General features: G+C 51.1%; 21 protein-coding genes. 6 read left to right on the top strand and 15 right to left on the bottom strand.

Going from position 1 to position 24,410, the window contains the following annotated elements; all coding sequences use genetic code 11:
* The first annotated feature begins 2 nt into the window (after positions 1 to 2).
* The 6 genes from F608_RS0125665 to F608_RS0125640 are packed head-to-tail and all read left to right on the top strand — an operon-like array spanning position 3 to position 5,348.
* Positions 3 to 1,445 (top strand): MotA/TolQ/ExbB proton channel family protein, encoded by a 1,443-nt coding sequence (locus F608_RS0125665; protein ID WP_022668611.1) that lies wholly within the window; start codon positions 3 to 5, stop codon positions 1,443 to 1,445.
* Entirely contained in the window at positions 1,405 to 2,055 is a 651-nt protein-coding gene (locus F608_RS0125660) for a MotA/TolQ/ExbB proton channel family protein (RefSeq protein WP_341833818.1), read from the top strand. The genes F608_RS0125665 and F608_RS0125660 overlap by 41 nt, the downstream gene beginning before the upstream one ends.
* A 13-nt stretch (positions 2,056 to 2,068) precedes the next feature.
* Positions 2,069 to 2,488 carry an ExbD/TolR family protein gene (locus F608_RS0125655; RefSeq protein ID WP_022668609.1) on the top strand — a complete coding sequence of 140 codons (420 nt, stop codon included), beginning with the start codon at positions 2,069 to 2,071 and terminating at the stop codon, positions 2,486 to 2,488.
* Position 2,489: 1 nt separating this feature from the next.
* On the top strand, positions 2,490 to 3,170 hold the full coding sequence (locus F608_RS35365) for an energy transducer TonB (RefSeq protein WP_022668608.1): 681 nt from the start codon (positions 2,490 to 2,492) through the stop codon (positions 3,168 to 3,170).
* A complete protein-coding gene (locus tag F608_RS0125645; RefSeq protein WP_022668607.1) occupies positions 3,170 to 4,564 on the top strand; it encodes a tetratricopeptide repeat protein in 1,395 nt (464 codons plus the stop codon). Before F608_RS35365 ends, F608_RS0125645 begins: the two co-directional genes overlap by 1 nt.
* A gap of 1 nt (position 4,565) precedes the next feature.
* Positions 4,566 to 5,348 carry a sirohydrochlorin cobaltochelatase gene (locus F608_RS0125640; RefSeq protein WP_022668606.1) on the top strand — a complete coding sequence of 261 codons (783 nt, stop codon included), beginning with the start codon at positions 4,566 to 4,568 and terminating at the stop codon, positions 5,346 to 5,348.
* Between the two features lie 6 nt (positions 5,349 to 5,354).
* On the opposite strand, the gene F608_RS0125635 is transcribed toward F608_RS0125640, so the two are convergent.
* The 15 genes from F608_RS0125635 to F608_RS0125565 form a co-directional block, all read right to left on the bottom strand.
* A complete protein-coding gene (locus tag F608_RS0125635) occupies positions 5,355 to 6,116 on the bottom strand; it encodes an acyl-CoA dehydratase activase (protein WP_022668605.1) in 762 nt (253 codons plus the stop codon).
* 48 nt (positions 6,117 to 6,164) lie between these two features.
* Complete coding sequence (locus tag F608_RS0125630) at positions 6,165 to 7,403, bottom strand: 2-hydroxyacyl-CoA dehydratase subunit D (protein WP_022668604.1); 1,239 nt, start codon at positions 7,401 to 7,403, stop codon at positions 6,165 to 6,167.
* Complete coding sequence (locus F608_RS33375) at positions 7,400 to 8,335, bottom strand: 4Fe-4S binding protein (protein WP_022668603.1); 936 nt, start codon at positions 8,333 to 8,335, stop codon at positions 7,400 to 7,402. Before F608_RS33375 ends, F608_RS0125630 begins: the two co-directional genes overlap by 4 nt.
* Positions 8,320 to 9,057 carry a hypothetical protein gene (locus F608_RS0125620; RefSeq protein ID WP_022668602.1) on the bottom strand — a complete coding sequence of 246 codons (738 nt, stop codon included), beginning with the start codon at positions 9,055 to 9,057 and terminating at the stop codon, positions 8,320 to 8,322. Before F608_RS0125620 ends, F608_RS33375 begins: the two co-directional genes overlap by 16 nt.
* Positions 9,058 to 9,179: 122 nt before the next feature.
* On the bottom strand, positions 9,180 to 9,620 hold the full coding sequence (locus F608_RS0125615; protein ID WP_022668601.1) for a DUF4019 domain-containing protein: 441 nt from the start codon (positions 9,618 to 9,620) through the stop codon (positions 9,180 to 9,182).
* A 19-nt stretch (positions 9,621 to 9,639) separates the two neighbouring features.
* Complete coding sequence (locus tag F608_RS0125610; RefSeq protein ID WP_022668600.1) at positions 9,640 to 13,590, bottom strand: cobaltochelatase subunit CobN; 3,951 nt, start codon at positions 13,588 to 13,590, stop codon at positions 9,640 to 9,642.
* A gap of 4 nt (positions 13,591 to 13,594) precedes the next feature.
* Positions 13,595 to 13,930 carry a DUF2149 domain-containing protein gene (locus tag F608_RS0125605; protein ID WP_022668599.1) on the bottom strand — a complete coding sequence of 112 codons (336 nt, stop codon included), beginning with the start codon at positions 13,928 to 13,930 and terminating at the stop codon, positions 13,595 to 13,597.
* Positions 13,927 to 14,520: a MotA/TolQ/ExbB proton channel family protein gene (locus tag F608_RS0125600; protein WP_022668598.1), complete on the bottom strand. Its 594-nt coding sequence runs from the start codon at positions 14,518 to 14,520 to the stop codon at positions 13,927 to 13,929. The genes F608_RS0125605 and F608_RS0125600 overlap by 4 nt, the downstream gene beginning before the upstream one ends.
* Complete coding sequence (locus F608_RS0125595) at positions 14,521 to 15,246, bottom strand: DUF2162 family putative transporter (RefSeq protein WP_022668597.1); 726 nt, start codon at positions 15,244 to 15,246, stop codon at positions 14,521 to 14,523.
* Positions 15,247 to 15,276: 30 nt separating this feature from the next.
* Positions 15,277 to 17,166, bottom strand: a complete 1,890-nt coding sequence (locus F608_RS0125590) for a TonB-dependent receptor plug domain-containing protein (RefSeq protein ID WP_022668596.1) — start codon at positions 17,164 to 17,166, stop codon at positions 15,277 to 15,279.
* Entirely contained in the window at positions 17,163 to 18,773 is a 1,611-nt protein-coding gene (locus F608_RS35360; protein WP_022668595.1) for a carbon-nitrogen hydrolase family protein, read from the bottom strand. Before F608_RS35360 ends, F608_RS0125590 begins: the two co-directional genes overlap by 4 nt.
* A complete protein-coding gene (locus F608_RS0125580) occupies positions 18,770 to 19,135 on the bottom strand; it encodes a DUF2149 domain-containing protein (protein WP_022668594.1) in 366 nt (121 codons plus the stop codon). Before F608_RS0125580 ends, F608_RS35360 begins: the two co-directional genes overlap by 4 nt.
* Positions 19,132 to 19,779 (bottom strand): MotA/TolQ/ExbB proton channel family protein, encoded by a 648-nt coding sequence (locus F608_RS0125575; RefSeq protein ID WP_022668593.1) that lies wholly within the window; start codon positions 19,777 to 19,779, stop codon positions 19,132 to 19,134. Before F608_RS0125575 ends, F608_RS0125580 begins: the two co-directional genes overlap by 4 nt.
* Positions 19,776 to 20,528, bottom strand: coding sequence for a DUF2162 family putative transporter (locus tag F608_RS0125570; RefSeq protein ID WP_022668592.1), 753 nt, complete (start codon positions 20,526 to 20,528; stop codon positions 19,776 to 19,778). The genes F608_RS0125575 and F608_RS0125570 overlap by 4 nt, the downstream gene beginning before the upstream one ends.
* Complete coding sequence (locus tag F608_RS0125565; protein ID WP_244154339.1) at positions 20,528 to 24,409, bottom strand: cobaltochelatase subunit CobN; 3,882 nt, start codon at positions 24,407 to 24,409, stop codon at positions 20,528 to 20,530. Before F608_RS0125565 ends, F608_RS0125570 begins: the two co-directional genes overlap by 1 nt.
* Position 24,410 lies beyond the last annotated feature (1 nt).

Genomic DNA, 24,410 nt, shown 5'->3' with positions numbered 1-24,410 from the left:
GAATGATGAAAGAAATTTATCCCCTGGTTCTGGTCCTGTTTTTTTTCTGGTCTATCCTTCCGGGGACGGCAATAGGGGCTGACGGACGGCTGGAACATAAACTCCTAGAAGAACAGCAGCAGGAGCTGATCCAAAAGGCCTCAAAGGAAAAACAGGAAGCAGCAAAAGAGGCGGCGGCCCAGGCCGCGGTCATTAAAAAAGATAAAAATGAGCTGCAAAGGGCCATTGCCCGGCTCAAACAAGAGAACCAGGCCCTTAGGGTTCAGAACCAGGGCCTGGAATCCGACATCGGCAACCTTAAAAAAGTAACGGAAAAACTCCGGGAAGACCTGGTTGAGGTCAGCGGAGAGAACCGGGAGTTTGAAGGGACGGTCAGGGGATATGCCAAGGATCTTAAGGCTCTGCTGCTCCAGAGCCTGCAAAGCGGACTTCACCCCGACCGCCATGCCGTGCTTGAACCCCTGATTCTCCAGCAGAAAACGCCCTCCATGGAAGATGTGAGAAAAGCCGCAGACCTTCTGTTCCAGGAGATCCTGTTGTCCGGAGAGGTCCGGATCACCCAGGGGCAGATCGTGGACAGGAACGGAAAGGAACAGCAGGCTCAACTTCTGCTCCTGGGCAATTTTACGGGCATCTATTCCCTGGGCAGTGAAGTTGGATTTCTCCTGTACTCGGATCAGAGCCAGAGGTATTTTGCCCTTTCCAAGCTCCCCTCGGCCCGGATTGCCAAAAATATTTCATCCTATATAGCCGGGCAGGGCGATGCCGTTTATATGGATATCTCAAAGGGGGGAGCCATCCGCCAGATGACCCATCAGCTGAGCCTGGCCGAGCAGATTCCCAAAGGCGGGGTCATTGTATGGCCGATTCTGCTGATCCTGATCCTGGCCGTTCTCATCTTTATCGAGCGCCTGATCTTCTTTTTCCGGAAGACCACCAATGACGGAAAACTCATGCTCAGGATTAAATCCATGATGATTCAAGACGACTGGGAAGGGTGCCGGACATTTCTGGAGTCCAAACGCACCCGCCTGATCCCAAAAGTTCTTTTGACGGCCCTGGCCCTGAAAGACAAAACCCGGCCGGAAATCGAAAACGCCCTCCAGGAAGCGATATTAAGTGAAATTCCAGCCATTGAAAGGTTTTTGTCCACCCTGGGGATGCTGGCGGCCATTGCACCGCTTCTGGGGCTTTTGGGGACCGTCACGGGTATGATCAATACCTTTCATGCCATTACCTATTTTGGAACCGGTGATCCCAGGATGATGTCCGGAGGGATTTCCGAGGCCCTGGTTACAACCATGCTCGGCCTTTCCGCGGCCATTCCCATTATGCTGGGCCATACCCTTTTAAGCCGGAAGGTGGAAACCCAGATAATGAAAATGGAGGAGAAATCCGTGGCATTTGTCAATCTGGTCTTTAAAACATCCGTGGAAAACCACTAGAGTACAGGCCATGATCCGGGAACTTTTATTTTCCATAGACAACTACATCCGCTCCGGGGGGATCGTCATGTTTCCTCTTTTGAGCATTTCCCTTGTCATGTGGGTTTTGATTTTCAACCGCATGCTTTTCTTACGGCGCCTCAATATCACCAATATATCCAGGGACAAAGCCGGGGAATATGTAAAAAACAACCAGCTACCCCCGGATAAGTATAAGGGGGTCAGCTCCGCTCTGGTCAGGGAATTTTTGCTGATCCGGAGCCGTGACCCGGAACTGGACCGGTTTATTCTGGATGAAACCGTTGTCCGTCTGATATCTTCCCTGGACTCTTATCTGGGTTTTATCAAAGTCCTGGCCGGGGTGGCCCCGATCCTCGGCCTGCTGGGTACGGTGACCGGCATGATGGAAACCTTTGAGGTCATCACCCTTTTCGGCACCGGCAATGCAAAGGCCATGGCAGGGGGAATATCCATTGCCCTGATTACCACCCAGACCGGGCTCATGGTCTCCATCCCCGGCCTTTACATGAGCGGTTTTTTAACCAAAAGAGCCAATAACCTCAAATACAGGGTTGCTGCAACCGGGATTTATTTGCAGCAGTTTTTATAGGAAAGGAATCTCTATGCTCAATATTTCAGCTGCCCGACGGGCCAATACAAAAAATCTGGAATTGAACATTGCCCCGCTCATTGACATGGTCTTTATCCTATTGATTTTTTTCCTGGTCACCACCAGCTTTATAAAAGAGACCGGGGTGGATATCAGCCGGCCCACGGCCACCACGGCCATCAGCAAGACCCAGACAACGATTCTCATCGGAATCACAAAGGACAGCACCATTCATATTGACCGGCGCCAGGTGGATATCCGGGCGGTCAGGGCCAATGTGGAGAGGGCCCTGGCTGAAAATCCCGAGGGCAGCGTGGTGATTGTCGCAGACAAACAAAGCATGACCGGCCTGGTCATCAATGTGATGGATGCCTGTAAACTGGCCGGTGCCGAGAACGTTTCCATTGCCGCCAGCCCGGGTTCGAAGAACTAGTATGGCTTCCCGGATCCGATCCCTTGGGGGCTGGAGTCTTGCCCTGGCCGCCTCGGCCCTGCTCAATATCTGTTTATTTGCATTGATGCCGGGATTGATCCAGGGAGTACCCGACCTGAACAAATCCCTGGAAGATTACAAACAGATCCAGGTGATCCGGGTCAAAAGAGAAGACCCTCCACCGGTTAAAAAGAAAACCCCGCCCAAAAATGAGGCTGTCCGGCCCAGAACCGCTGCCAGATCCAAAACCCCTCCGCCCAAACAGCGCCCCATGAACCTTAAGCCGAGGCTAGCCTTTAAAATCAACACCAGACTGCCGGCAACCCCCATGGATCTGAACCTGCCGGCCATTGAAAATTTTTCCATGGGCGGGCCGGTTCTCAAAGACCTATATGACATCAACGAACTCGACTCTCCCCTGACCCCACTGGTAAAGATTCCACCCCTTTATCCCATGCGGGCCAAGCGAAGGATGATCGAGGGATTTGTCACCATTGAATTCCGGGTGACAAAATCCGGGAGGGTGGAACAGGTGAAGATCCTGAAATCCGAGCCAAAGGGGATGTTTGAAAAAAGTGTGATGGACTGTGTCTCCAGGTGGAAATTCAAGCCCGGAACCGTTGAAGGAATTCCCGTGGCTGCCAGGGCCCATACCACCATCCGTTTTGAGCTGGAAGAATGATGAAATTCTTTTTTTTCATACTGGCCTGCCTTTTATCTGTCCCCGCAACCGGGGCGGCAGAGGATTCCCTTCCCCTGGCTGCGGCCATCTGTGTCAACAAGGCCCAGCATTTGTACCAGACCGGAGAAATTCAAAAGGGAATAGATCTGCTGGAATCCTTCAGGGACAAGGGGAAGGGGCTGGAACCGGAAGCTGTCCGGGAAAAAGGGTATACCCACTATTATGTCCTTTTTCTTCTGGGCAATTTTTATCTGACCCTGGACCAGGACAGTATTGAAGGCAAAAAAGATCCGGCCGTGCCTGATCCTCTCCGGAGAGCTTCTGAATGCTACCGGGATTCAGTTGCCCGGAATCCATCCTTTTCCCCGGCCTGGCTCAATCTGGCCAAGTGCCGGTATGAAATGGAAGAATACGGCCAGGCAGGTATCGCTTTTGAACAGGGATACAATACATCTGAACCCCCCAAGCCCATTTATCTCTATTACGCTGCCGTCTGCCATTTCCAGGCCAATGCAGCCCAAAAGGCCCTGGATATCTTTTCCCGCCTGATCCAAACCCATCCCCAGGCAGTACCCCTTGCCTGGAAAGAGGTCCTGGTCAATATCCTCTTTTCCCTGGACCGGTTTAAACAGGCTCTGCCCGTGATTGAGGAGCTTGCCCGGCAGACCGATATCAAAAAAAGAAAAAAATGGCAGGAGATCCTGCTTCATCAGTATCTTTCCCTGGGCATGGCCCAAAAAGCGCTGGCCTATGCCGAGTTTCTCACAAAAACAGATCTCCTGGAGCCCAAGTGGTGGAAGGCCCTGTGCCATATTCATCTCAATTCCAACCGCATCAAACAAGGGCTGACCGCCCTGATCATATACGGGTATCTGACCCCCATGACCCCGGAAGAACAACTGCTGGCCGCTGATCTCTATCTTTCCCTGGATGTACCCGGCCAGGCCTGTAAGATCTATGAAAATGCCCTGGATAAAAACCGGAAACCCGAACTGATCCTGAAGGCGGGCCAGGCATCCCTCATGGCCCATGATCCGGAAAGGGCTCTTGCCTGGATCGAAAAGGGACTGTCTTTAGGATCCGATGACCGCCTTTTGAAATTAAAGGCCAGGATCATGTACACCCGGGAAGAGTATGCCAGGGCCGCAGAGATCTATGAAAAAATCCTGGCAAAAAAACCGGTCAAAGGCAAAAACCATTCAAGTACCCAGGATTCTGCCCTGGGGGAGACCTGGCTCATGCTGGGGTACTCTGCCATGAACTGCGGACAATACCCCCAGGCCAGAAACGCCTTTGAACATGCCCTGGGATATAAGAAGTACAAGAAACAGGCCCGTTCAGCCCTGAGCCGGGTCAAGACCCGCAAAAAGAATCCCGTGAAAAAGGAAAAATAAAATGCTGGAAAGCCATGGGAAAATTCCCATCATATTAACGGCCTTTGGCACCACGGCCAAGGCCTTTGCCACCTATGAAAAAATGGACCGGGTATTTGAGTCGGCCTTTCCCGGGCATGAAATTCACTGGGCCTACTCCTCCAGAATGGTTAAACATGCCATGAAGAAAAAAAAAGAGCTTGGTCTAAAAGATCCCCTTGAAATGGCCCGGATCCTGGCTGATCAGGGCCATGAATGGGTGGTGATGCAGTCCCTTCACCTGGTCTGCGGACATGAGTTTGACCGCCTGGTGGGGGAACGGAATCATGTCAATATCCGGTCTTCCGTGGGACTGCCCCTTCTGACCTCTCCCCTGGATCACGACAAAACCGCGGCTGCCCTGGCTCCTTTGTTTCCCCGGGAGAATGACCGGGCTATTGTCCTGGTCGGCCATGGAACGGATCATCCGGCCTGGACCGCATATCCGGCTCTGGAGTCTGTCCTGAGATCCCACTACGGCAACCACGTCTTTGTGGGGGTCGTGGAAAAATTTCCAGGACTGGACCATACCCTTGACCGGATAAAATCAGCCGGGTTTTCCAAGGCCTGCCTGATCCCTTTGATGCTGGTGGCAGGGGTTCACTTTAAGGAAGATCTTACCCATGAGGAAGATTCCTGGCAAAAGACCTTTGAACGAAACGATATCCGGGTGAAGGTAGTGGACCAGGGCATCGGTGATCTGGAGGGCGTGGCAAAGATCTTCTGCGATCATATTGCCGATGCCCTGGATGTGATCCCCGTATAGATTTCTTCAGTCCGCCAGAAGCGATCCCAGGGCTACGGTAAACTGGGGTTCCCGGGTGACTTTGATATCGCACAAAAGTGCATCCTCCAGGCTCTGTATCAATCCCAGGTTTTTGGCAGGTCCGCCGTCCACGTAGACCTCTTCCTCCAGAAGGCCGTTTCCGGCAAGATTGGCGATCCGTTTGGCCACTGCATTGTTGATGCCTTTAATGATGGAGCGTTTATCAATGCCCTTTGCCAGAAGGGAGACAATCTCGCTCTCGGCAAATACGGCACAGGTGGAGTTGATACTGACGGCTTCAACGGTTTCAGGTGCACTGAAATCTTCCAGAGGGGTATCGAGTATGGTGGCGGCAATTTCAAAAAAGCGTCCGGTTCCGGCAGCGCATTTGTCGTTCATCCGAAAATCAAGGACCTGTCCCCGGTCTGAAAGCCGGATGATTTTTACGTCCTGGCCGCCGATATTGATCAGGGTGCGGCATCGGCCCCGGGTCAGGGAATGGATCCCTGCGGCATTGGCGGAGATTTCGTCTATGACCTGGGTCTTGGATTCAATTAGATTGCGGCCGTATCCGGTGACACTGACCTTTTCAATGTCGCTTTTGTGGGCAGAGCAGGCCAAGAGCCCTTGTTCTACAAGCCCATTGACCAGTGAAGCCTGGCCGGGTTTTGTAGGTACAACGGTTTTCCAGAGAATTTTACCCGGTGCTCCCGGTTCCAGAAAAACAATTTTTATGCCGGTGCTGCCGACATCAATCCCGATTTTCATATACAACTCCCAATGCATGCCTCCTGATTGACAATTTTCAGGGGCCGTTCATAAACTGAGGGTCCGGCTGAATGCCTCCAGCCGGGTCACAATATTCTGTTCATCCTCCCTGACATAATCGGTTTCGATTTTCAAAAACCGGATCCCCTTTGCCTTGAGCTGCAGTTCAAGGATTCCCGACTCAATGTCAAAAGGGTGGCAGCCCTTGAGAACGTGAAATATAATTCCCTTGATTCGGCTCTGCTCCAGGGTATGGACCAGGCTGTTGAATCGCCTCTGATTATCTGCAAAGGTCGGACAGATGCAGGCCTTGTGATTTCGTTCGGCAAGGGCCCTTAAAAGGGCGTATTCCGACCTGTCCTCCCAGGTTAGGGCACCGGGGATGCTTCTTTCCATGGAACAAAGGTCATCGGCCACCACGGCCATGCCTGCTTTTTCAATCAGGAACAGCAGCTTGTAATTGGGAAAAAGAATCGGGCTGCCGGTTAAAAATACAGGCGTCTTTGGAGGGGCAGGTTCCTTCAGATCAAGCATGTACTCCTTTACACAGGCCGTCCATTGATCCACGTCCATATAGGCCAGAGCATTGGCCATGAGGGCAAAAGAAAGGCCGGGCAGGGACTGGGCCCGCCTCAATTCAATCAAACGGCAGAAAACCTCGTAGGCCCCGGCATAGGAACATATTGCCTCATAAATATCGCCTGGCTTGATTTTCCGACCGGTCACGGTTTCCAGCCAGGCTTTCAGCCCATATACCTGGTTCAGCCACCGCCTGGAAGCGGATTCGGTTTCCCTTAGATGGGGAAGCTCCAGATAATGGATATCTGCTCTCTCATTCAGGCCGGCCAGTTCTTTAAATTTTACCACCCAGTCGCAGGTCGTGGGGATCACGCATCTGGTAGGAGAAGTCTTGCTTTCCAATTGGAGCAGTCCCAGGACCGATTTGATCATGGGGCAGGTGAGGGCGGGCAGATGAAGAGGAGCCGCCTCCAGGGCTGCGTGTGACCCGCATGCAAGTTTGAAGGGCCGCACCCCTGCTGCACGAAAAAGCTCCAGGGGTGCCTGGACACAGAGGGTATATACGCTCTTTTGGGACAGGGCTGTGGTAAATTCCTCCGGAAAAAGGGTTTGTTCAAGGATCTTCAGAAAAGGGGCCAGCCCAGGGGCATAATCATCCCTATTTTTGATGGAATCGATTACATCCCTGCATTCACCGGACATCCGGTTCCGGGTTTTCTGGAGAAGCCTTTTCTGGCGGGGACTTAACTCAGATTTATCAGAAATCATTTTAAGCTCCATTTTCCGGCCAGGTAGTGTTTTGAGGAGGAGAATAATTTAAAACCCAACCATTTATAGGTCAGAACCCCGTTCCCCGGACAGGATTCGACGCAGGCCATGCATCCCAGACAGTCCTGGGTAAGAACATCCTTTTTGTTTTTCTCAAAAAAGACATCCTCTATATCCATGGGGCACATGCGCTGGCAGTTTCCGCATCCGGAACAGGCCTCGATTTTTTTTTCAAACCGGACCGGGCTTATTTTTTTCAACAGATGCATCAGAGCCAGCATGGGGCAGAAGAGGCAGAAAAACCGTTCCTTGAAGAAGATCCCCACGAGAAATCCGGCAGTGAGCAGCATGGAAACCAGGGTAAAAGAGAGGGTGACGGTATTGGTAAAGTCAATGTGGAAATGATCCGGATTGCCGGCAAAAAGGGGCAGAATCGGCTTTGCCGGGCAGATCCGGCAAAAGGGAAGTCCCCAGTCCGGATGGAGTTTGAAATTGGCAATGGCCATGGGGATAAGGATGAGCAGTGCCAGGAGAACATATTTTACAGGTTTGAGATTCTGCCGGATTTTTTGGGTCATGATCATTTCACGGATTTTAAGCTTTTTCCTGATCCATGAGATCCAGTCCTGGAACAGGCAGAAGGGGCAGAGCCAGGAGCACCAGAGTTTTGAAAGGGGAATGAAAAAGAGCAGAAAAAGGACAAAGGGCCAGAGAATATGGATGAAAGCCCCGGAAAAGATCAGGTCGAAACCGGTTTGAAACCCCACATGACTGCGCTGGAGCGCCATTAGATAGCAGTGGCCGGCACAGCCGGATACAAAGGGGCAGGAAAAACAGGGCAGGGAGTTGCCCAGGTCAATGCCCAGCCTTCCCCCGTACATGAAAAAGAGAAAACCGATGTGCTGGGAAAAAATTCTTAACCGCTCCACCATGGGGTTCTCCTTTTCCTTAGAATCACTCCTGTAACCAGGAGGATCCCTGCGCCAAAAGCCAGCCAGCCGGCGAAATGATTGTTATAGGCAAACCGGGACCGGTGGAGTTCAAGGGAATAGGTCAGGACGTAGTCTCCGGACCCATTGGATATCCGGGTAAAGATCAGATCCTGGCGTGTGGCCCCTTGACCCTGTTTCCGCAATCGCTCATCATGGGGGGGGATATATTTGAAATCATTTGAGGATGATAATATAAGCCTGTGTAGATTCTTGTTTTCAAGAACATTCAAACCGGCAGAGCTCAAATCAAAATTTAAATGTGCCCTAGGGTCAAATAAGGATTCGATTGTAAAGAAGAATGAATGGCCTGTCTGTTTCCAATAATGATCTTTTGAGGGCCTCAAATGGATAAAGGGCAGGGGGATCACTTGATTCACCTTTAAAGGATCTGCCGGCTGACGGTCCGGGATGATCTTTGACGATCCGAACAAGATCAGATCAGTGGCTGCGGTCAGTATCCGGGTTTGGCTTTTTGCAATTGAAAAAAGATGGATCCGGGTAAAATCCCGGGCAAAGAGTGTGAACTTCCGGTTTTTCAGAGGAATTTTATAGATGTCCTTATTCCGGCTGTCCCGGGAAAAGACCTGGATGTCTTCAATGTTCCTGTCGGTACAGACCATTTCAAATGCCTGGGAAACCGAACCGTTTTTTTCTTTTTTCATCCCAAGAAAGCGAAAGTATAAGAGATCCGGTTCCCCTGGCAGAGCAACAGGGCCGGCCCAGGCAGGTGCCGGTGGGAAAAACCATGTCAGTATCAGAAGGAAAAGCCAAATTGATTTCATATTTACTTGATAAAATATCCTGCCACCCGCCATATCCCGTCAGGTTCCATTACAAGGGTCAGGGTTTCAACGGCGCTTTTTTTATTTTTGAATTCGGCCAGAAATTGCAGGATCAGATATTGGCCGTCGGCCATGCCCGGCATTGATTTGGTGAATTGATCGTGAAACAGGTTCCTTTGGATGAGGCTTCCCAGGGGAGTTCTCACGGAGGCTGCCGTCTTGGCCCATTGTTCATGGGGTATGGCGGACTGAAACACCTTGGCGCTGGTCTGCCAGGCTTCATCATATTTCCGGGCATCGATCAATCCCAGCCAGACCCCGGCCCTGGCAATGCCTTCCTGGTTTTCAGCCTGTGCATGGTCTTTGGTTTCCCGGGCAACGCTCAACCCGGTAAGGCTTCCTAGGAAAAGGATTGCAACTGCCAGAATGTGAATGATCTTCATGATGTGAATTTCTCCTGATTTAAAATTTTCTTTTTCCGGCTCCCAGGGCGGTGAGCCCCATGATGGCCAGGATAAAAATAACGGCCATCCATTCAATCCCCGAGGAAGTCATCTGGGTGACATCCTCTTTTTTATCCATTTTTTCCATTTTATACCCCTCCACCATGTTTTCGTCTGTTTTATCCTTTCCAGGATCAGCCTGGGCTGATTTTTCCGGAGCAGGAGCCAACAGCTTTTGGATCAGATCCTTCTGGTCCCGGACCTGCTCGTCCAGTGACTTTTTGGCCGCCTGCTCCACGGCCAGCCTGAATTTTTCGACCAGATCCGGGCTCAGCACACCCGGAATGGATATGATGGAGACCACCATCTGGTTGAGAAGGGGATTGTTGCAGGTATGATCACAGCAGGCCACTCCTTTGTCAATTACACTTTTCGCATATTCGGCTGCCATGGTTTCCAGAACTTTCCGGTCCGGTTTCCAATACCCTTTTCGATGGGTCTCAAGCATCCGCCCGGTAATGGACTGGAAAGCCCAGGGCGAGGCTTGGTTAAAAAATTGTTTCAGTTCAAGACCGTATTTATCTTTGACATAGACCTCGTAAGTCTGCTGCCATTTTGCCCCATCCACCTTTTCCGGTGTGGTCATGTTCCATCCCCACAAATATTCAACAAAGTCGGACATGGCTTTGGCGCCGGCATAATCTTCGGCCTTCATGCCCTGTATCCATTTTGGATTGAGGTACCGGGTCCGCATTTCCCGGCCCAGGGCCTTGCCCAGGTCTTCCACCTCAACCCGGCCTTTGTTCTGCTGCCGGGTGATCAGGGTTTCCGGTGTTTTCCCCGATTCCTTTCGAACGGCCATGGAAAGCCCGCCCAGGTACTGGAACATGTCGTCATTATCCATGAGGCCGTAAACATTGGATGACCGGGAATGAACCGTGACATCCACCCGGGACAGGTTTTCCTTGAACGACCGGCCGGCCTGGAGCCCCCAACGCTTTTGACTGAATCCGAAACCCGTCCGGTTTTCAAACACATCCACCACCTGATCGGGATTATCCCATTTGGATGATCCCCCGGCCATTTCCGAGACCCCGTTTCCATAGGCGCCGGGGGGCTCTGAAAAGATCCTGAACCGGGACATTTCTTCAGCTTTTTCCGGATCCATTCCCTGGTTTATCAGGCGGGTTTTCATCTCCCGGTTATGCCGGGCAATGAGATTTTCCACATCGGTCTGCCGGGCGGCCAGGTCAATGGCCTTGTCAAGATAGATCATTTTTTCCGGAAAAAGATCCCGGTAAAGACCCGAGGTATTGATCATTACGTCGATCCTCGGCCGGTTCAGTTCCCCTGACGGAATGAGCTCCAGGCCAAGAACCCTTCCGGTTTTAGACCACCTGGGCCTTGTCCCGATCAGATAGAGGATGGTGGATTCATTCACGCCTTCGTTGCGCAGGGTTTCCGTTGCCCAGAGAATTACGGCCACCTTTTGGGGATAGCCGTTCTGTTTTTTAATATGGTTGGCAATGATTTCCCGGGCGGCTTTTTTCCCCAGTTCCCAGGCCGCCTTACTGGGCAGCTTCCCCGGGTTCAGCCCGTAAAAGTTCCTTCCCGTGGGCAGGGCTTCCGGATTTCTCACGGGATCATTGCCCGGACCGGGGGGGACAAACCGCCCGTCAAGCCCCCGGATCAGACTGTTGATTTCCCGGATCCCGGATTGGGCAAGATCTTCCGATAGACGGGCAGGGTCGATTTCCGGATTCCACTTTTGGATGGAGGTCTCCATTTCCGCCGTTTCCTCCGGACCCGGAGACCTGCCGAATGTATGCATGCCAAAGGGAATCATCTCCGCCTTGATTTCTTCCAGGTAATGGCCCAGCAGATGGACGGTGTCTTCGTGGTCATGGTCCCCTGTCGGTTCTGGATCGCCTGCTAAATCACGGGAGTCTGGCTCTTGTTTATCATGGGAATAACCCGGCTTCCCGGCAATGGATTCCGATTTCAGATCCTCCAGAATACCGGTTGTTCCGGCAAGTTCCAGCAGCTCTTTTCTCTTTTCTTCCGCCGTGATGCTGCCCCGGGATTCAGCCCTTTCGATATCATTGACCAGTTCGGCCATGCGGCTGTACTCTTCATGAAGGTCCGAAGATCTCAGGGTCGGAGTCAAATGAGAGATCATGACTCCCCGGCCCCGCCGTTTGGCCATGATACCTTCCCCCACGTCGTCCACGATATAGGGGTAAAGATTGGGAATGTCTGTGATCAGCACTTCCGGGGGGCAGGAAGGGGAGAGTCCCGACTGTTTTCCCGGGGTCCATTCATAGGTGGAATGGGTACCCAGGTGGATCATGGCATCTGCCTTGAATTCCTTTTGAAGCCACAGGTATACGGCCAGGTACTGGTGGTGGGGATAAAGGGTGGTATCATGGTAGAGCTTCATGGGGTCATCCCCCCATCCCCTGGCCGGTTCGGGCAGAAGAACCATATTCCCGATTTTAACCGCCGGAATAATGAAATCCCTGCCGGACTTCATTATTCCGGATTCTTCCGGCTCCCCCCATTGATCCCTGACCTTTTCCTTAAAATCTCCAGGAAGGGCTTCAAACCAATCTTTATACCGTTCAATGGGCAGGCGGATTCCCCGGCCCGATGAGATGAGTTTGTCCAGTTCGCCCGGGGCCCAGGATCCGATGTTCCGGGCAGATTTCAGAATCATATCCTTGATATCGGTCTCTGAAAGGGGGGAGCCGGCCTGGTATCCTTTTTTTCTGAGAGCGGTCAAGATCTCTTCAATGCTCCTGAATACGTTCAGATAGGATGCCCCGATATTCTGCTTGCCCTGGTGGTGGTTGTAAAAAACAAGGGCGATCCGTTTTTGATCATTGGGCATTTTCTGCAACCGGTTCCAGTTTTTGAGCCTTGGAATGATCCGGTCCATGTTTTCCACCACAGGGCGGTTCAGAAAATAGTTCCTGCCGGTTTCCGGATCCCTGATTTTTTCCTTGGCGGCAAGGACCGTGGGTTCCACAAGTCCGGACAGTTCAGGAGCGGCCAGGGACCAGGATACGGTCAGATTATCTATCCCCACAGGACTTTTACGCCACTCTTCATGGGATTTCTTGTAAAGGGAGACCGCATTGAAGATGGGGACATCCAGTTTTTTCAAAGCCGCCCCCAATTCCGGAGTCAGGGCATTGTAAAATTTAAAGGAAAAGGCCAGGACCATATCCACCCTGGCTTTTCCCTGCGGGTCCAATAGAAAGGACTGGACGATTCTCTGGTCCCTGCCGTAACAGGGCATGACTAAAAACCCATGGGATTCCAGACTTTGAATGATATAGTCCACGGGTTTTTTCTGGCCCTGGGTCAAAAAGGAGGAAAAAAACAAAAAACCGATTTTGGGCTTTTCCGGGTCAAAGGACGGTCTTTTTTTCTGCCAGGCCCAGAAATCATCGGCATCTGTAAAAATTTTACCGGTATCCGGGTGGTATAGCCCCAGATCCGGCCGTTTGACCACAGGGGCAAAGGACATGGTTTTATCCATGTGCCGGTGAATCACCAGCCTGAGCATATTTTCTATATTTTCAACGGAGAGATACCGGTAATAGACAGATACGTCCGGATCAAACCGGAATCCTTTTTTTTTAAGGGACTCATCATCCAGGGAGCCGCGAAGGGTATAGATAATTTTTGATTCAATACCGCTCTGTTGTGAAAGAAAAGACTCCAGTTCCCGTCCCATGATATCAATGACCAAAAGGGAAGATTCATCGATGATTGCAGCCATTGCATCCGGCTGCCGGGTCACATCGTCCGCAGTGATCACCTGGATGTCCAGGGGAAGATCAAGGTGATTGACCGCCTGGGTGGCAATATAGGAGTTATGATCCAATACCATGAAAACCAGGTCGGCCCCGAAAACAGCCCCGGGAAATAAAAGAATAAAAAGCAGAGAGAAATATAATTTCATTGAATTAATCCGGAATATAGATCATGGAACCGTTTTCCAGTTTATAGGCAGTGCCCAGTCTCTGGCCCCGGCCTTTGGCTGTCTCCTTTGTCATTTTCATGGCATCGATCTTTTTGCCCTTTTTTTCGATGATTTCAATCTGACCGTCGGATGATTTCTTAACCAGGGTGAATTCCGAGGTCTGGGACAAGAGATCTTCCAGATGATAGGCCCCGAAAAGTGCAATCAAAAGACCTACAATAAAGACCAGGCCCAGGTCAAAAAGATTGGCCACCCCTGCCATGGGGTCGTTGTCGGAAAATCCGGTCCCCCTTTTCTGTCTGGATCTCAGGTAAATCATGGCTGGTCTCTCCCGGCCAGAAGTTCGGCGGCCAGTTCCATGTTCTTAATGTCCTGTTCCACCCATCTGCGCTGGACGGTAAAATAAAAATAAGCCAGAAGTCCCAGGGCCATGCCCACCACAGTGGTGGTAAAGGCCACCACAAGGTCCTGGCTCAACCGGCTCAGGTCCCCCTGGCCCAGGGAGGCCAGCCCGGTCCCCATGGGAATGAGGGTACCGATGAGGCCCAGCCCCGGTCCGATGCGGATCATCATTTTGAGCATGTCCAATGATTTCCACATTCTGTGCTCGGTATCCCTGAGGAGGTTGACGATCAAAACCTGATCATCGGAACCATTCAGGGTTTCAAGAATTTTCACAACCCGGACCACGCAAAGGGGCAGATGATTCCGGTAGGAACCGGAGATGATTTTTTCCGGCAGCTTATCCGGCAGGGTCTTTATCCGGCGCCGTTCCAGCCAGGTCCTGAAAAAGGTGCCCGAGTATACGAGCATCCAGACAAAAAGACAGGAAAGGATGAGAAGTACGGGTAAAAACAGGGAGGAGGCAATCAGATAGATAAAGGTCTTTAACAGGGCAATAATCTGCATTTAATTTTTCCGTTTAAATGGGTTAAAAAAGCCCCAGGACAGTGCAGCAGTGCAAAGAAGAATTACAATTGCCTTGACCGGGGTATAGTGAAAATCCGTTTCCGCCCTTGAAATCCTGTATACCTTGTCCAGATCGGAAAACTGGGGCACCAGGATCACAGAGAGTAAAAAATAAACGGCAATGGCCACCATTATCGTGCCCAGACGATGCTCGGTAAAATGATTGTTTTTCATCAGGCAGGAACCGATAAGGGCAACGGCCAGGCTCAACAGGAGAAACCCGGCATAGAGGATTGGGAAGACCAGGATCTGTCCCGGATAAAGGGCCGTGACAAAACCGCAGGACAGGAGGATCACGGAAAAACAGACCGGGCAGGGGATCAGCAGGGCGATCCAGATCCGGGTGGTTTGCAGATTTTCCGGATTCTGCTTGAGCAGGGCCAGTCCCCAGAACAGCAAAAGGCCGGCGAAAACAAAATGCAGAGTCATTCCGCTTTTAAAAAATTCCTGGACCAGATCCAGCCGGGCCATGAAATCCACATGGAGCAGGATCACTCCGGCCATGGAAAAAACCAGTCCGTAGCCGGCCATAAAAGAGACCAGGATCATGAATTTCAGGCTTTTTCCTTTGGAGCGCATAAAGGCATAGGACAGCCCGGTTCCGCTCTTGACTGCAAAGGCGGCCGTGGACATACACAGCCCGATTATCAATGATTTCAGTTCCATACGACTCCCGTAAAATTGTGAAATGAACCATCAAAAATTAATGCTCAAACCGCATTCCAATTTTATTCCGTCATCCGGATATCCGTAATGGGAGGAATAATCTTTGTCAAAGAGGTTATGGATATTGGCAAATACAAGGGCTTTTTTTTCAAACAGGGTAACCGGATGGCTGATTTTGACATCCGTGGCCAGATAAGGATCGATCCTTTCTGCTTCAGTATTGAGATTGTCCGAATATTGTTTGGTATATCCCCGGGTGGTCCATTCCAGGCGGGTCCCTGTTTTAAATTTTGTCTTGAAAATCAGTTTAAGGGTATGCTCCGGCGCATAGCTCAACTCCTTATCATTGTCTCTGTTTTTCGTATCCTGCCAGATATAACCTGCATCGATACTTGTATTTTCACCCAGGGCAAATTTGACCAGGGTCTCGATCCCCTGCTTGTAAGCCCTGTCCACATTGACAGGTTCACTGACCTGGTTGCTGTCCCGCTGGTACTTGATCAGATCCCAGGTGTCCGTACGAAACAGGGACAGGGACAGACTATGCTTTTCATGGAACCTGTGTTCCAATCCGGTTGTCAGGGAGACGATTTTTTCCTTGTCCAGATCCGGATTCCCCCTGACCTGGTCCACAGCTCCGTGACTGGGCTGGTAGAGCTGTCCAAAAGAGGGAACATGTTCGGAATATCCGGCACTGGCTTTTAAAACCGTATCTTTGGAGGCGGCATAGCTTACTCCGGCATGACCGGCCGGAGAAAAATAAAAGTCATTGGTATATTCCGCCCTCGCACCGATGGTATAGACCATGGGCTGGGTTCTGATATTGGTTTCCGTATGAACCGACATACGGGTTCTGTCATGTTCACCGGTCAGGGTGTGGTCCACATTGATGTGTTCAGCCAGCCCGCCGATTTTCAATTCTTTTTTTTCAGACTCGTCCGTAAGAAAAAAATCCGTTCCCAGGCCTGCAGATACCGTGTCCAGAATGGATTGAGAACCATTGTTGGCTGTATCATCCAGTCTTTTGAAATCTCCCCAGGTTTTGAAGGTATAATCCAGGGAATCAACAAAACCATCATATTTCAGGTCAAGACTGGCCTTTTCATATCTCTGCCTGGCATTGGGCGTCAGATTATACTCCGGTCCGGATACCCCGTGGTCGGATACAAAGGCCTTTCCGTTGATCTGAAGGTGACGGCCTTCCTCTTTTTTGTCATAACCGACGCTCATATGACCCTGCTCTTTCTGACTATTGTCCCGGCGCCCGTCCTTATGGGAATACCCCCCGGAGACCAGAATCTGACTTTTATTTGCATCGAACCGGCCGGTGGCACTTCCGGAAACCAGCCCGTAGGAACCGGCCGACAACCGGACTTTCCCGGAGGAAGCCTGTCTGACCCGGATATTTTTTCCTTTGGTTTCAATATAAATGGCTCCTGCCGCACTGCCCGGCCCCAGCCAGACCGGAACCGGGGGTTTGAACACCGTGATTTTTTTTATGATATCAATGGGGATACTGCTCAAGTCTACCCCACCGTATTGCATGGTTGAGGCGGGCCGACCGTCTATAAGCACCAGAACCGAACCCGAACCGCCTCCCCCCCGGATGGAAATCCGGGTTCCCAGGCCCCCTGAATTCTGTTTTACATCCACTCCGGCCATTGACCCGAGGACCTCATGGACCTGTAGAAAATTTCTGGTTTCTATCTCTTTTGCATCCATACTGACGATCTGGGAGGGGTTTTGTTCAATGAACGTATCAATTTTCTCTGCAATGACGGTGATCTCGCCCAAATCCTGGGCAGTCCCTTGAACCTGCTGGGCAGGAGCCGTCACCGGCATAATCAAAAACAGGAAAAATAAAAACAATGGGGATAGATACTGGATGGTTCCTTGGGGAGCCTCTCTCTTTTTAATCATTTCATCTCTCCTGTTTGAATTTTCAGCAATTCATCAAAATCAACTCGGTCGTAAAACTTTTTTTTCCGGGTTTCTGCCGTGTCCAGCTCAAGGGAGCAGATGCCGGGTTTTTGAATCCAATCTGTTTTTAAATCGCCGTGAACGTCTTTCATGTGGGCAATGAGTCCTGAAGATAAAGAACTTGCCGCAACAGCGATATTGTCTATGGTCCGGACAGAGCAGGTCAGCATATCGGTTTCGCTCAGCCTGTCTTCGGACAGCAAAACCATGTCGCATCCGAGTTTGGCGAGAACAACACCCAGTTCCGGGTGGCTAAAGGCCTCCATGGGCACCAGGGCCAGGACGGCCGGCCCAAAGTGGCAAAGCCTGAAGGGGAAAGGGTCTGTGCCGTCAGGCTTAAAAAAAGGCTGGGGACCGTCGGCAGTCACCAGAAGCGGCGGATTCAAAGTTTCATCCCCTGAAAAGGAGAGGGCAAAGGCGGCATTGTGTGTTTTTGCAAGGCTCACAAGATGATTTGTGTCAAGCAGGCCGGGCCGTGCCCTGGGCAGTACCCAGAGACCCGGACGGCTTTGCTTTTGATTTTTGGTCCATTTTTCAATGGCCTTGATATCCATCTGCCCGTTTTCTGGGACAATGACGTTGACATAAAACTTTCCAGTTTTCGGCAGCTTGTAATATTGAGTCAAGTTTTCGGTCCAGGGATCCAGATAAATCTGGCGGTAGAGACCGATGTCGCGCAAAACCATCCTTTTTATTCGATTTGCATGGTCGATCCGGCCATTGTTGTTTAAGGGAATATCGGCGATCAGCAGAGAGGATTCTTTGGAACTCATCTTTTTCATCACGGTTCCGTCAGAAGCGATTACGGCGGAAACCGCCTTTGTACAGTCCATGACCCTGTCTTTTCCGGTCCGGTTGCAGGCTGCCAGGTAAATTCCGTTTTCCGCGGCCCGTGTCCTCCAGACATCCAGGGGGTTGAGTCTGCCCGTTGGCGGCCAGTTGGCCGGGACCCACAGAAGATCGGTTCCCCGAAGTGCAAGGGTCCTGGGAATCAGCCCAAAATAACTGTCGGCACAGATGGCCACACCGATCCTGCCCCAGGGAGTGTCAAAAGTCCCGTTTTGAAGCGGATTTCCTGACCGCGCCCACCGCTTTTCACTGTATATTTTCCGGTACCTGCAGATCATGCGTCCCTGGGGGGAGAAGACTAAAGCACAATTATAATAGCTTTGGGTTTCCGGGTCCTTTTCCGGGAAGGTGATGCCGATGAAAATGTTCAGTTCCTTTGCAAGGTCTGCCATTTCCCGGACAGCCTTGTCTGTTGGCTCCCGTGTAAAGGGTAACACGTCCTGTCTGGAGGAAAAGGAGTATCCGGAAAGGGCAAGCTCAGTATTTAAAATTATTTTGGCTCCCTGCCGGGCAGCCTTGCGGTGAAGTTCTTTCAATGCGGCAAGATTTTTATCCGGCTGTTTGTAGGCCACGCTGAAATGAACCAGGGCGATTTTCAAACTGGTGGAAGGCTGCGAGCCCGAAACGGCATCCAATATAAAGATACCCGTAAAAAGGAAAAACACGATGGCTGTCAGCCGGATTTTTTTACTCTTCATTGGGGATTCCTGCTTTCTTCATTTTCAGAAGGGATATAGATCACCCGTCCGTCCTTGAGCTGGTAGGCCGTACCTAGCATCAATCCTTCCTCTCCTCCCACGGTCCGGTCCGTGACCTTTTTTACCTTGACCTCTTTTCCTTTCTTGGTGATGATCTGCCACTGGTCTTTGACCTTTTTCATGACAGTGATTTCACTTTCAGGATTAAGAAAGTCCAGGACCTGGAAAGTGGCCATCAAGGACAGGAAAAGCGCCACAATGAAAACCAGTGCCACGTCAAACAGATTGGCTACACCGGAGAGCGGATCTTCATTATCCGGTCTCTTTATCAGATCCGGCCGGGTTCGGAGGATATACTTCATGCCGCCTTCACCTGGTTTATTTTTTGATTTGCGCTTTCGGCAAGGGCTTCGGTGATCAGGTTGATCCGGCGCATGTCCTCGAACATCCACTGCTCTTTTACCACGCTGAAAAAATGAGCGCAGATCCCTAAGGCAAGGCCCACCACAGTTGTGGTAAAGGCCAGGATCAGGCTGGAGGACAACTGGGCCATATTCCCCTGGGTCAGTCCGGCAAGTCCCGTACCCATGGGTATCAGGGTTCCCATCAGCCCGAGGCTCGGGCCGATCCGGATAATCATCCGGATCTTGTCCACTTCCTTTTGCAGGCCAGCCGTTTTTTCCTGGTTGAGATCTTCGATCCGTTCAGCCGTGAACCTGCCCTGATGATTTGCAAGGTGTGCCAGACCCTGGGAATAAACAACGATATGCATGGGCAGACTTTTCTGCATTTCAACCGGTACTGCCCCCAGTTCATGAATCTGCTCCATGGCGTCCGATACTTTTTGATCTCCTGAAAATCTTCTCCTTTTTACCCATTCAGCGGCAAACCCGCCTGCATATACCATCATCCAGACGGATAAGAAGATCAAAAGGAGCACCACCGGGTAGAGCAGTGCAGTGGAAATGGTGTATAAAACGGTTTGAAACAACGGGAACAAATTCATTTTTTATTCTCCTTGAAAAAATAAATCCTTGCAAATCCAAATCCCGAAAGTGCAAGGGATACACCGGCCAGGATCAGTATGGGAAGAAGTTCGATATTTGTGACCGGATTGTTGGAAGCGGCCATGGCAAAAGCCGGTTTCAGTTTCGGATAGATCGGAGCAATGAGTACGGTCATAAAGAAGTAAAGGGCAATCAGCACCATGGCAGCGCCCAGAAGCGAGTTATCAATTCCTTTTTTTCTCCTGAAAAGAAAAAGAGACATAAGGGTTGCCGCAACAATCCCGAAAAAAAACAAGAACAGGGCAAGGGTCGTGGCAAGAGGTGTCAGGCTGGACAGGGATAGGGCAAGCGTCAGGTTCAGCAGGATCACCGTTGCGCAGACCGGGCAGGGCAGGACCAGGAAAAGACCGGCCCTGAAACTTGTGGTCACCTTGCCCTTTACAGGTTTCATCAGCAGGCTTGCCCCCCAGGTTATCAGCCCCAGGGCCACAGCCAGGTGGACCAGCATTCCATATTGAATCAAACCGGTCAGCTGATCCAGGTAGTCCAGAAGGTTGAGCCGAGTGACAACCGCGTGGAGGGCGAAAAACAACACCAGATAGGACACAAGGGTGCCGGCCGAAAAAAGCCATGAGGAAAGCCTTGAGCAATCCTTGTTGAAGATCCGTGAACCCACCCCCATGCCCGTTTTGATGCCGAAAGACAAAAACGCAAGGACAACGCCGCTCATCCAGAGTTCCCTGAACATCAGAATCTCCTCTTTTTCCAACCAAAGGAGATCAGGCCCAGGAAAATCACCGCAATCACCATGACCATCCAGGAGGCACCCGAAGAGGTCATCTTGGTTTCTTCGGCCTTTTCTTCCACCATCTCGTATCCCTTTATTTTTTCAGGGGCATCTTCGGCCTGGACCGCTTCCTCCTGCCTGTTTTTTTGTGAGGCGTCTTTCAGCGCCTCTCTCATCCTTTCGTGGTCGCCCTCATGTTCCTCCTGGGTCCTTCCCACAGCCTTAGCAATGGTCATCTGGAACTGCTCCAGTTCCTGGGGTGTAAGCAGGCCGTAAAGGGAGATGATGTTGGCCACAAATTTCTGGAGCATGGGGTTGTTGCAGGTATGTTCGCAGCAGGCTACCCCTTTTTCGATCACGTTGAGGGCATAGGTTTTGGCCAGATCCTTTTTGATCTCTTCCGGGGCCTTCCAGTATTCCTTTCGGTCCGCCTCCAGCATCCTTGCAGCCAGGGACTGGAGAGCCCAGGGGTTGTGCCTGTCAAAGAACTCTTTTAATTCAAGGCCGTACTTGTCTTTTATATAGACCTCGTAGATCTGTTCCCATTTGGCCCCGTCCACGGCAAAGGGGGTGACCACCTGCCATCCCCACAGGTGTTCGGCGAACCGGTTCATTTCCCTTGCACCGGCATAATTTTCCTTTTTCATGCCTTCAATCCACTTGGGATTGAGATAGCGCGCCCGAAGTTCCCGGCCAATGGCCTTTTCAATATCTTCGACAAAGGCGGCATCCGGATCTGCCTGGTTGGACAGGACTACGTCCGGGTAGTTGCCGGATACGCGCTTGACGGCAAGGGCAAGCCCTCCCAGTTCGGAAAAGACCCCGTCAGTATCCAGGCTTTTGAAAATATTGCTGGACCGGGTGTGCATGGTCATATCCACGTCCTCCAGGTTCTTTTTATACGCCGACTTCAACGGTTTTCCCCAGATATCCTTGCCATAGGCAAAGGAAACATAATTGATGAACACGTCTGCAATTTCTTCATCATTTTCCCATGTGCCAGAAGCCGGGATCAGGTCTTCGATGGTGTTTCCGTAACTGCCCGGCTCGTTGGAAAACACCCTTAGCTGCTTGAGTCGATCCGCCTGTTTTTCACCGTACCCTTTTTCGACCAGATAGGCTTTTATCTTTTCGTTGTGTGACGCTATAAAATTTTCAACGTCCTTGAGCTGCCCGGCCTGTTGCACGGCTTCGTCCAGCAGAAGGATCAGATTGGGAAAATTGTCCCTGAAAAGCCCGGACACCTGCATGTGAACGTCAATCCGGGGCCGTCCCAGGACCTTTCCCGGAATGGTTTCAATCCCCAGCACCTTGCCGTTCTTGTCCCAGACCGGTTTCATTCCCATGAGATGCAGGGCTGTGGCCACCTGGGTACCTTCGTTTCTCTGAAGTTCAATGCTCCAGAAAACCAGGGCGATTTTTTCGGGGAATTTCCCGTGTTCTTTTTTATATTTGTCAATGAGTTGATCGGCCTGCTCTTTTCCTAGAAGCCAGGCATCCATGGACGGCACCTTGGCCGGATTAAATCCGTAAAAATTGTTTCCCGTGGGGATGGCCTGGGGGTTTCTGATGGGGTCATTGGCCTCGGATGCCGGCACATACCCACCGGACAGGCCGTTGATCAGGTGATCAATCTCTCTTGAACAAAGGCTTAAATCCTTTTTGACGTCCAAAAGCGTGAGAATCTCATTGCGCTCCACTAAAAGATCTGCAAAATCATTCAAGGCCTCTCCTTCAGGGGATATTCCAAAGGTATGAAGCCCGTAAGGCAGTTTGGCCTCTCCGATCTCCAGCAGGAAATGCTCCACCTTTTCCAAGGCGTTTTCATCAAATTGGGTCAGATTCAAGTCTTTGAGAAGACCCAATTTTTCAACCATGACCCGGATGCGTTCAAACTTTTTGGCTGCAAGCTCCGGGTTTATGGTGTTTGTCTGATTATAACCGGACATCAGATCTGACAGTTCACTGTATTCTTCATAAACACCGGCCTTTTTCATGGCCGGGATCAGGTAGTCGATGATAACAGCCCTTCCCCTGCGCTTGGCCTGGGTGCCTTCCCCGATATTGTCCATGACATAAGGGTAGAGGTTGGGCAGGTCCTGGATCAGTACTTCGGGAGAGCAGGAGCGGCCCAGGCCCGCCTGCTTGCCCGGCAGCCACTCATGGGAACCATGGGTCCCCAGGGAAATGAGGGCATCGGCCCTGAACTCATGGGTAAGCCACAGGTAAAAGGCAGAATACTGATGATGGGGCCAGAGCTTTGTGGAATGATACAGCTTAGTGGGCTCGTCATGCCATCCCCTTGAAGGCTGCGGGGCCAGGATCACGTTGCCGAGGCGTACACAGGGGATGATAATCTCACCATTTTTTACCATCACCTTTGACTTTTCTGCAGGTCCCCAGTCGGTTTCGACTTCTTTCCGGTATTGCGGATCCAGACCGGCCAACCATTTTTTATACTGTTCCACGGGCAGCCGGATCACCTGGCCTTTGCTGATCATTTCCTCAAGCTCTCCCGAGGCCCAGGATCCGATATTCCGGCCCGTGGAAAGGATCAGTTCCTGGATGTCCTTTTCAGACGGAAGGGGGCCTTTGATATGGTATCCCTCGTCAGAAAGCCGCTTCAAGATTTTTTCAATGCTTGAAAACAGGTTCAGGTATGTGGCGCCGATGTTCTGTTTTCCAGGCGTGTGGTTCCAGAACATGATCACGATCTTTTTGTCCCTGTTGGGCGTAGACATAAGCTTCAGCCAGGCCTTAGACCGGTTTACAAAAAAATCAATATTTTCTTCGACCGCCTCATAGGTATAGAGTGTTTTCTTGGTTTTTTGATCCACATGGGCGATCTTTCCTCCAAGGAGCGAAGGCTCGATCAAACCGAAAAATTCGGGATTGCTCATGGCATAGCTCACTTCCATGGGACCCAGGCCTTGGACATCGGTGCGCCATTGGGGCACGGTAAGAAAATGAACCCGAAGCGGATTGAGTAAGGGAACGTTGAGTTTTTCCATGAGCGCCCGTGTATGGTCCACATTGGCCGGAGCAAATTTGAACGCCAGGGAGGCCACCAGATCCACCCGGGATTTTTTTGCTCTGTCATCATAAAAAAAGGCTTCAACCGCTTTTGATGCAGGGTAGGAAAAGACAGGCAGCACGTTCATGCCGGCGTTTTCCAGTTTTTCCACCAGTTTGATGACCACGTCTCCGGCTTCCCCTGGGTATACATAGATACTCATCTCCGGGATCCCTATCCAGAATCCGTCCTCTTTAAAAATTCCCATTTTTTTATACCAGGTCAGATACGCATCGAAATCTTCAAAGATCCGGTCGCTTTTCGGGTGAAAAATTCCGGTTGTCGGTACGATCTGGGGTGCATCGGCCGTTGTGTTCAGCTTGAACTCGCGTCGGGCTATAAACCGGATCAGGCTGGCCAGATTTTTCTGGGTCAACGGCCGGGCATATTGTTTGACGGCTTTATCTGCGATAATCCGATCCGGGTTATTGTCCACCGTGGAAAGACCAAATACCTTTGTCTTCTTAAAATCGACATTGGACAGCACGTACTCCAGAAGGCTTCTGTGCATGTCATCCAGGATGATCACCTTGGACCTGGAAATGATCTTGGCATCAACGGCTTTTTGTTCAAGATCCTCTTCTGTAAAAAAGTAGAGATCCAGATCAGCCGCAGCCGGGTCCAGCCTGACCTGGGCAAAGGCGCGGCTGATTTTGTAGGAATAGGAGGATCCGCCCAGCATGGTAAGAGTCTGTCCGGCCTGGGCCGCCGGGATAAACATTCCTGCGGCAAGAAGGCTGGCCAAACACAGAAAAATAATTTTTTTCACA

It is taken from the genome of Desulfospira joergensenii DSM 10085 (assembly GCF_000420085.1).
Lineage (GTDB): Bacteria > Desulfobacterota > Desulfobacteria > Desulfobacterales > Desulfobacteraceae > Desulfospira > Desulfospira joergensenii.
Note: the sequence above shows the minus strand (reverse complement) of the source record. Positions and strands in the feature narration are given on the sequence as shown.

Coding starts and splice junctions, on each gene's coding strand:
- F608_RS0125665 (WP_022668611.1), top strand. CDS start 3: ATGATGAAAGAAATTTATCCCCTGGTTCTGGTCCTGTTTTTTTTCTGG.
- F608_RS0125655 (WP_022668609.1), top strand. CDS start 2,069: ATGCTCAATATTTCAGCTGCCCGACGGGCCAATACAAAAAATCTGGAA.
- F608_RS35365 (WP_022668608.1), top strand. CDS start 2,490: ATGGCTTCCCGGATCCGATCCCTTGGGGGCTGGAGTCTTGCCCTGGCC.
- F608_RS0125645 (WP_022668607.1), top strand. CDS start 3,170: ATGAAATTCTTTTTTTTCATACTGGCCTGCCTTTTATCTGTCCCCGCA.
- F608_RS0125640 (WP_022668606.1), top strand. CDS start 4,566: ATGCTGGAAAGCCATGGGAAAATTCCCATCATATTAACGGCCTTTGGC.
- F608_RS0125635 (WP_022668605.1), bottom strand. CDS start 6,116: ATGAAAATCGGGATTGATGTCGGCAGCACCGGCATAAAAATTGTTTTT.
- F608_RS0125630 (WP_022668604.1), bottom strand. CDS start 7,403: ATGATTTCTGATAAATCTGAGTTAAGTCCCCGCCAGAAAAGGCTTCTC.
- F608_RS33375 (WP_022668603.1), bottom strand. CDS start 8,335: ATGGTGGAGCGGTTAAGAATTTTTTCCCAGCACATCGGTTTTCTCTTT.
- F608_RS0125620 (WP_022668602.1), bottom strand. CDS start 9,057: ATGAAAAAAGAAAAAAACGGTTCGGTTTCCCAGGCATTTGAAATGGTC.
- F608_RS0125615 (WP_022668601.1), bottom strand. CDS start 9,620: ATGAAGATCATTCACATTCTGGCAGTTGCAATCCTTTTCCTAGGAAGC.
- F608_RS0125610 (WP_022668600.1), bottom strand. CDS start 13,590: ATGAAATTATATTTCTCTCTGCTTTTTATTCTTTTATTTCCCGGGGCT.
- F608_RS0125605 (WP_022668599.1), bottom strand. CDS start 13,930: ATGATTTACCTGAGATCCAGACAGAAAAGGGGGACCGGATTTTCCGAC.
- F608_RS0125600 (WP_022668598.1), bottom strand. CDS start 14,520: ATGCAGATTATTGCCCTGTTAAAGACCTTTATCTATCTGATTGCCTCC.
- F608_RS0125595 (WP_022668597.1), bottom strand. CDS start 15,246: ATGGAACTGAAATCATTGATAATCGGGCTGTGTATGTCCACGGCCGCC.
- F608_RS0125590 (WP_022668596.1), bottom strand. CDS start 17,166: ATGATTAAAAAGAGAGAGGCTCCCCAAGGAACCATCCAGTATCTATCC.
- F608_RS35360 (WP_022668595.1), bottom strand. CDS start 18,773: ATGAAGAGTAAAAAAATCCGGCTGACAGCCATCGTGTTTTTCCTTTTT.
- F608_RS0125580 (WP_022668594.1), bottom strand. CDS start 19,135: ATGAAGTATATCCTCCGAACCCGGCCGGATCTGATAAAGAGACCGGAT.
- F608_RS0125575 (WP_022668593.1), bottom strand. CDS start 19,779: ATGAATTTGTTCCCGTTGTTTCAAACCGTTTTATACACCATTTCCACT.
- F608_RS0125570 (WP_022668592.1), bottom strand. CDS start 20,528: ATGTTCAGGGAACTCTGGATGAGCGGCGTTGTCCTTGCGTTTTTGTCT.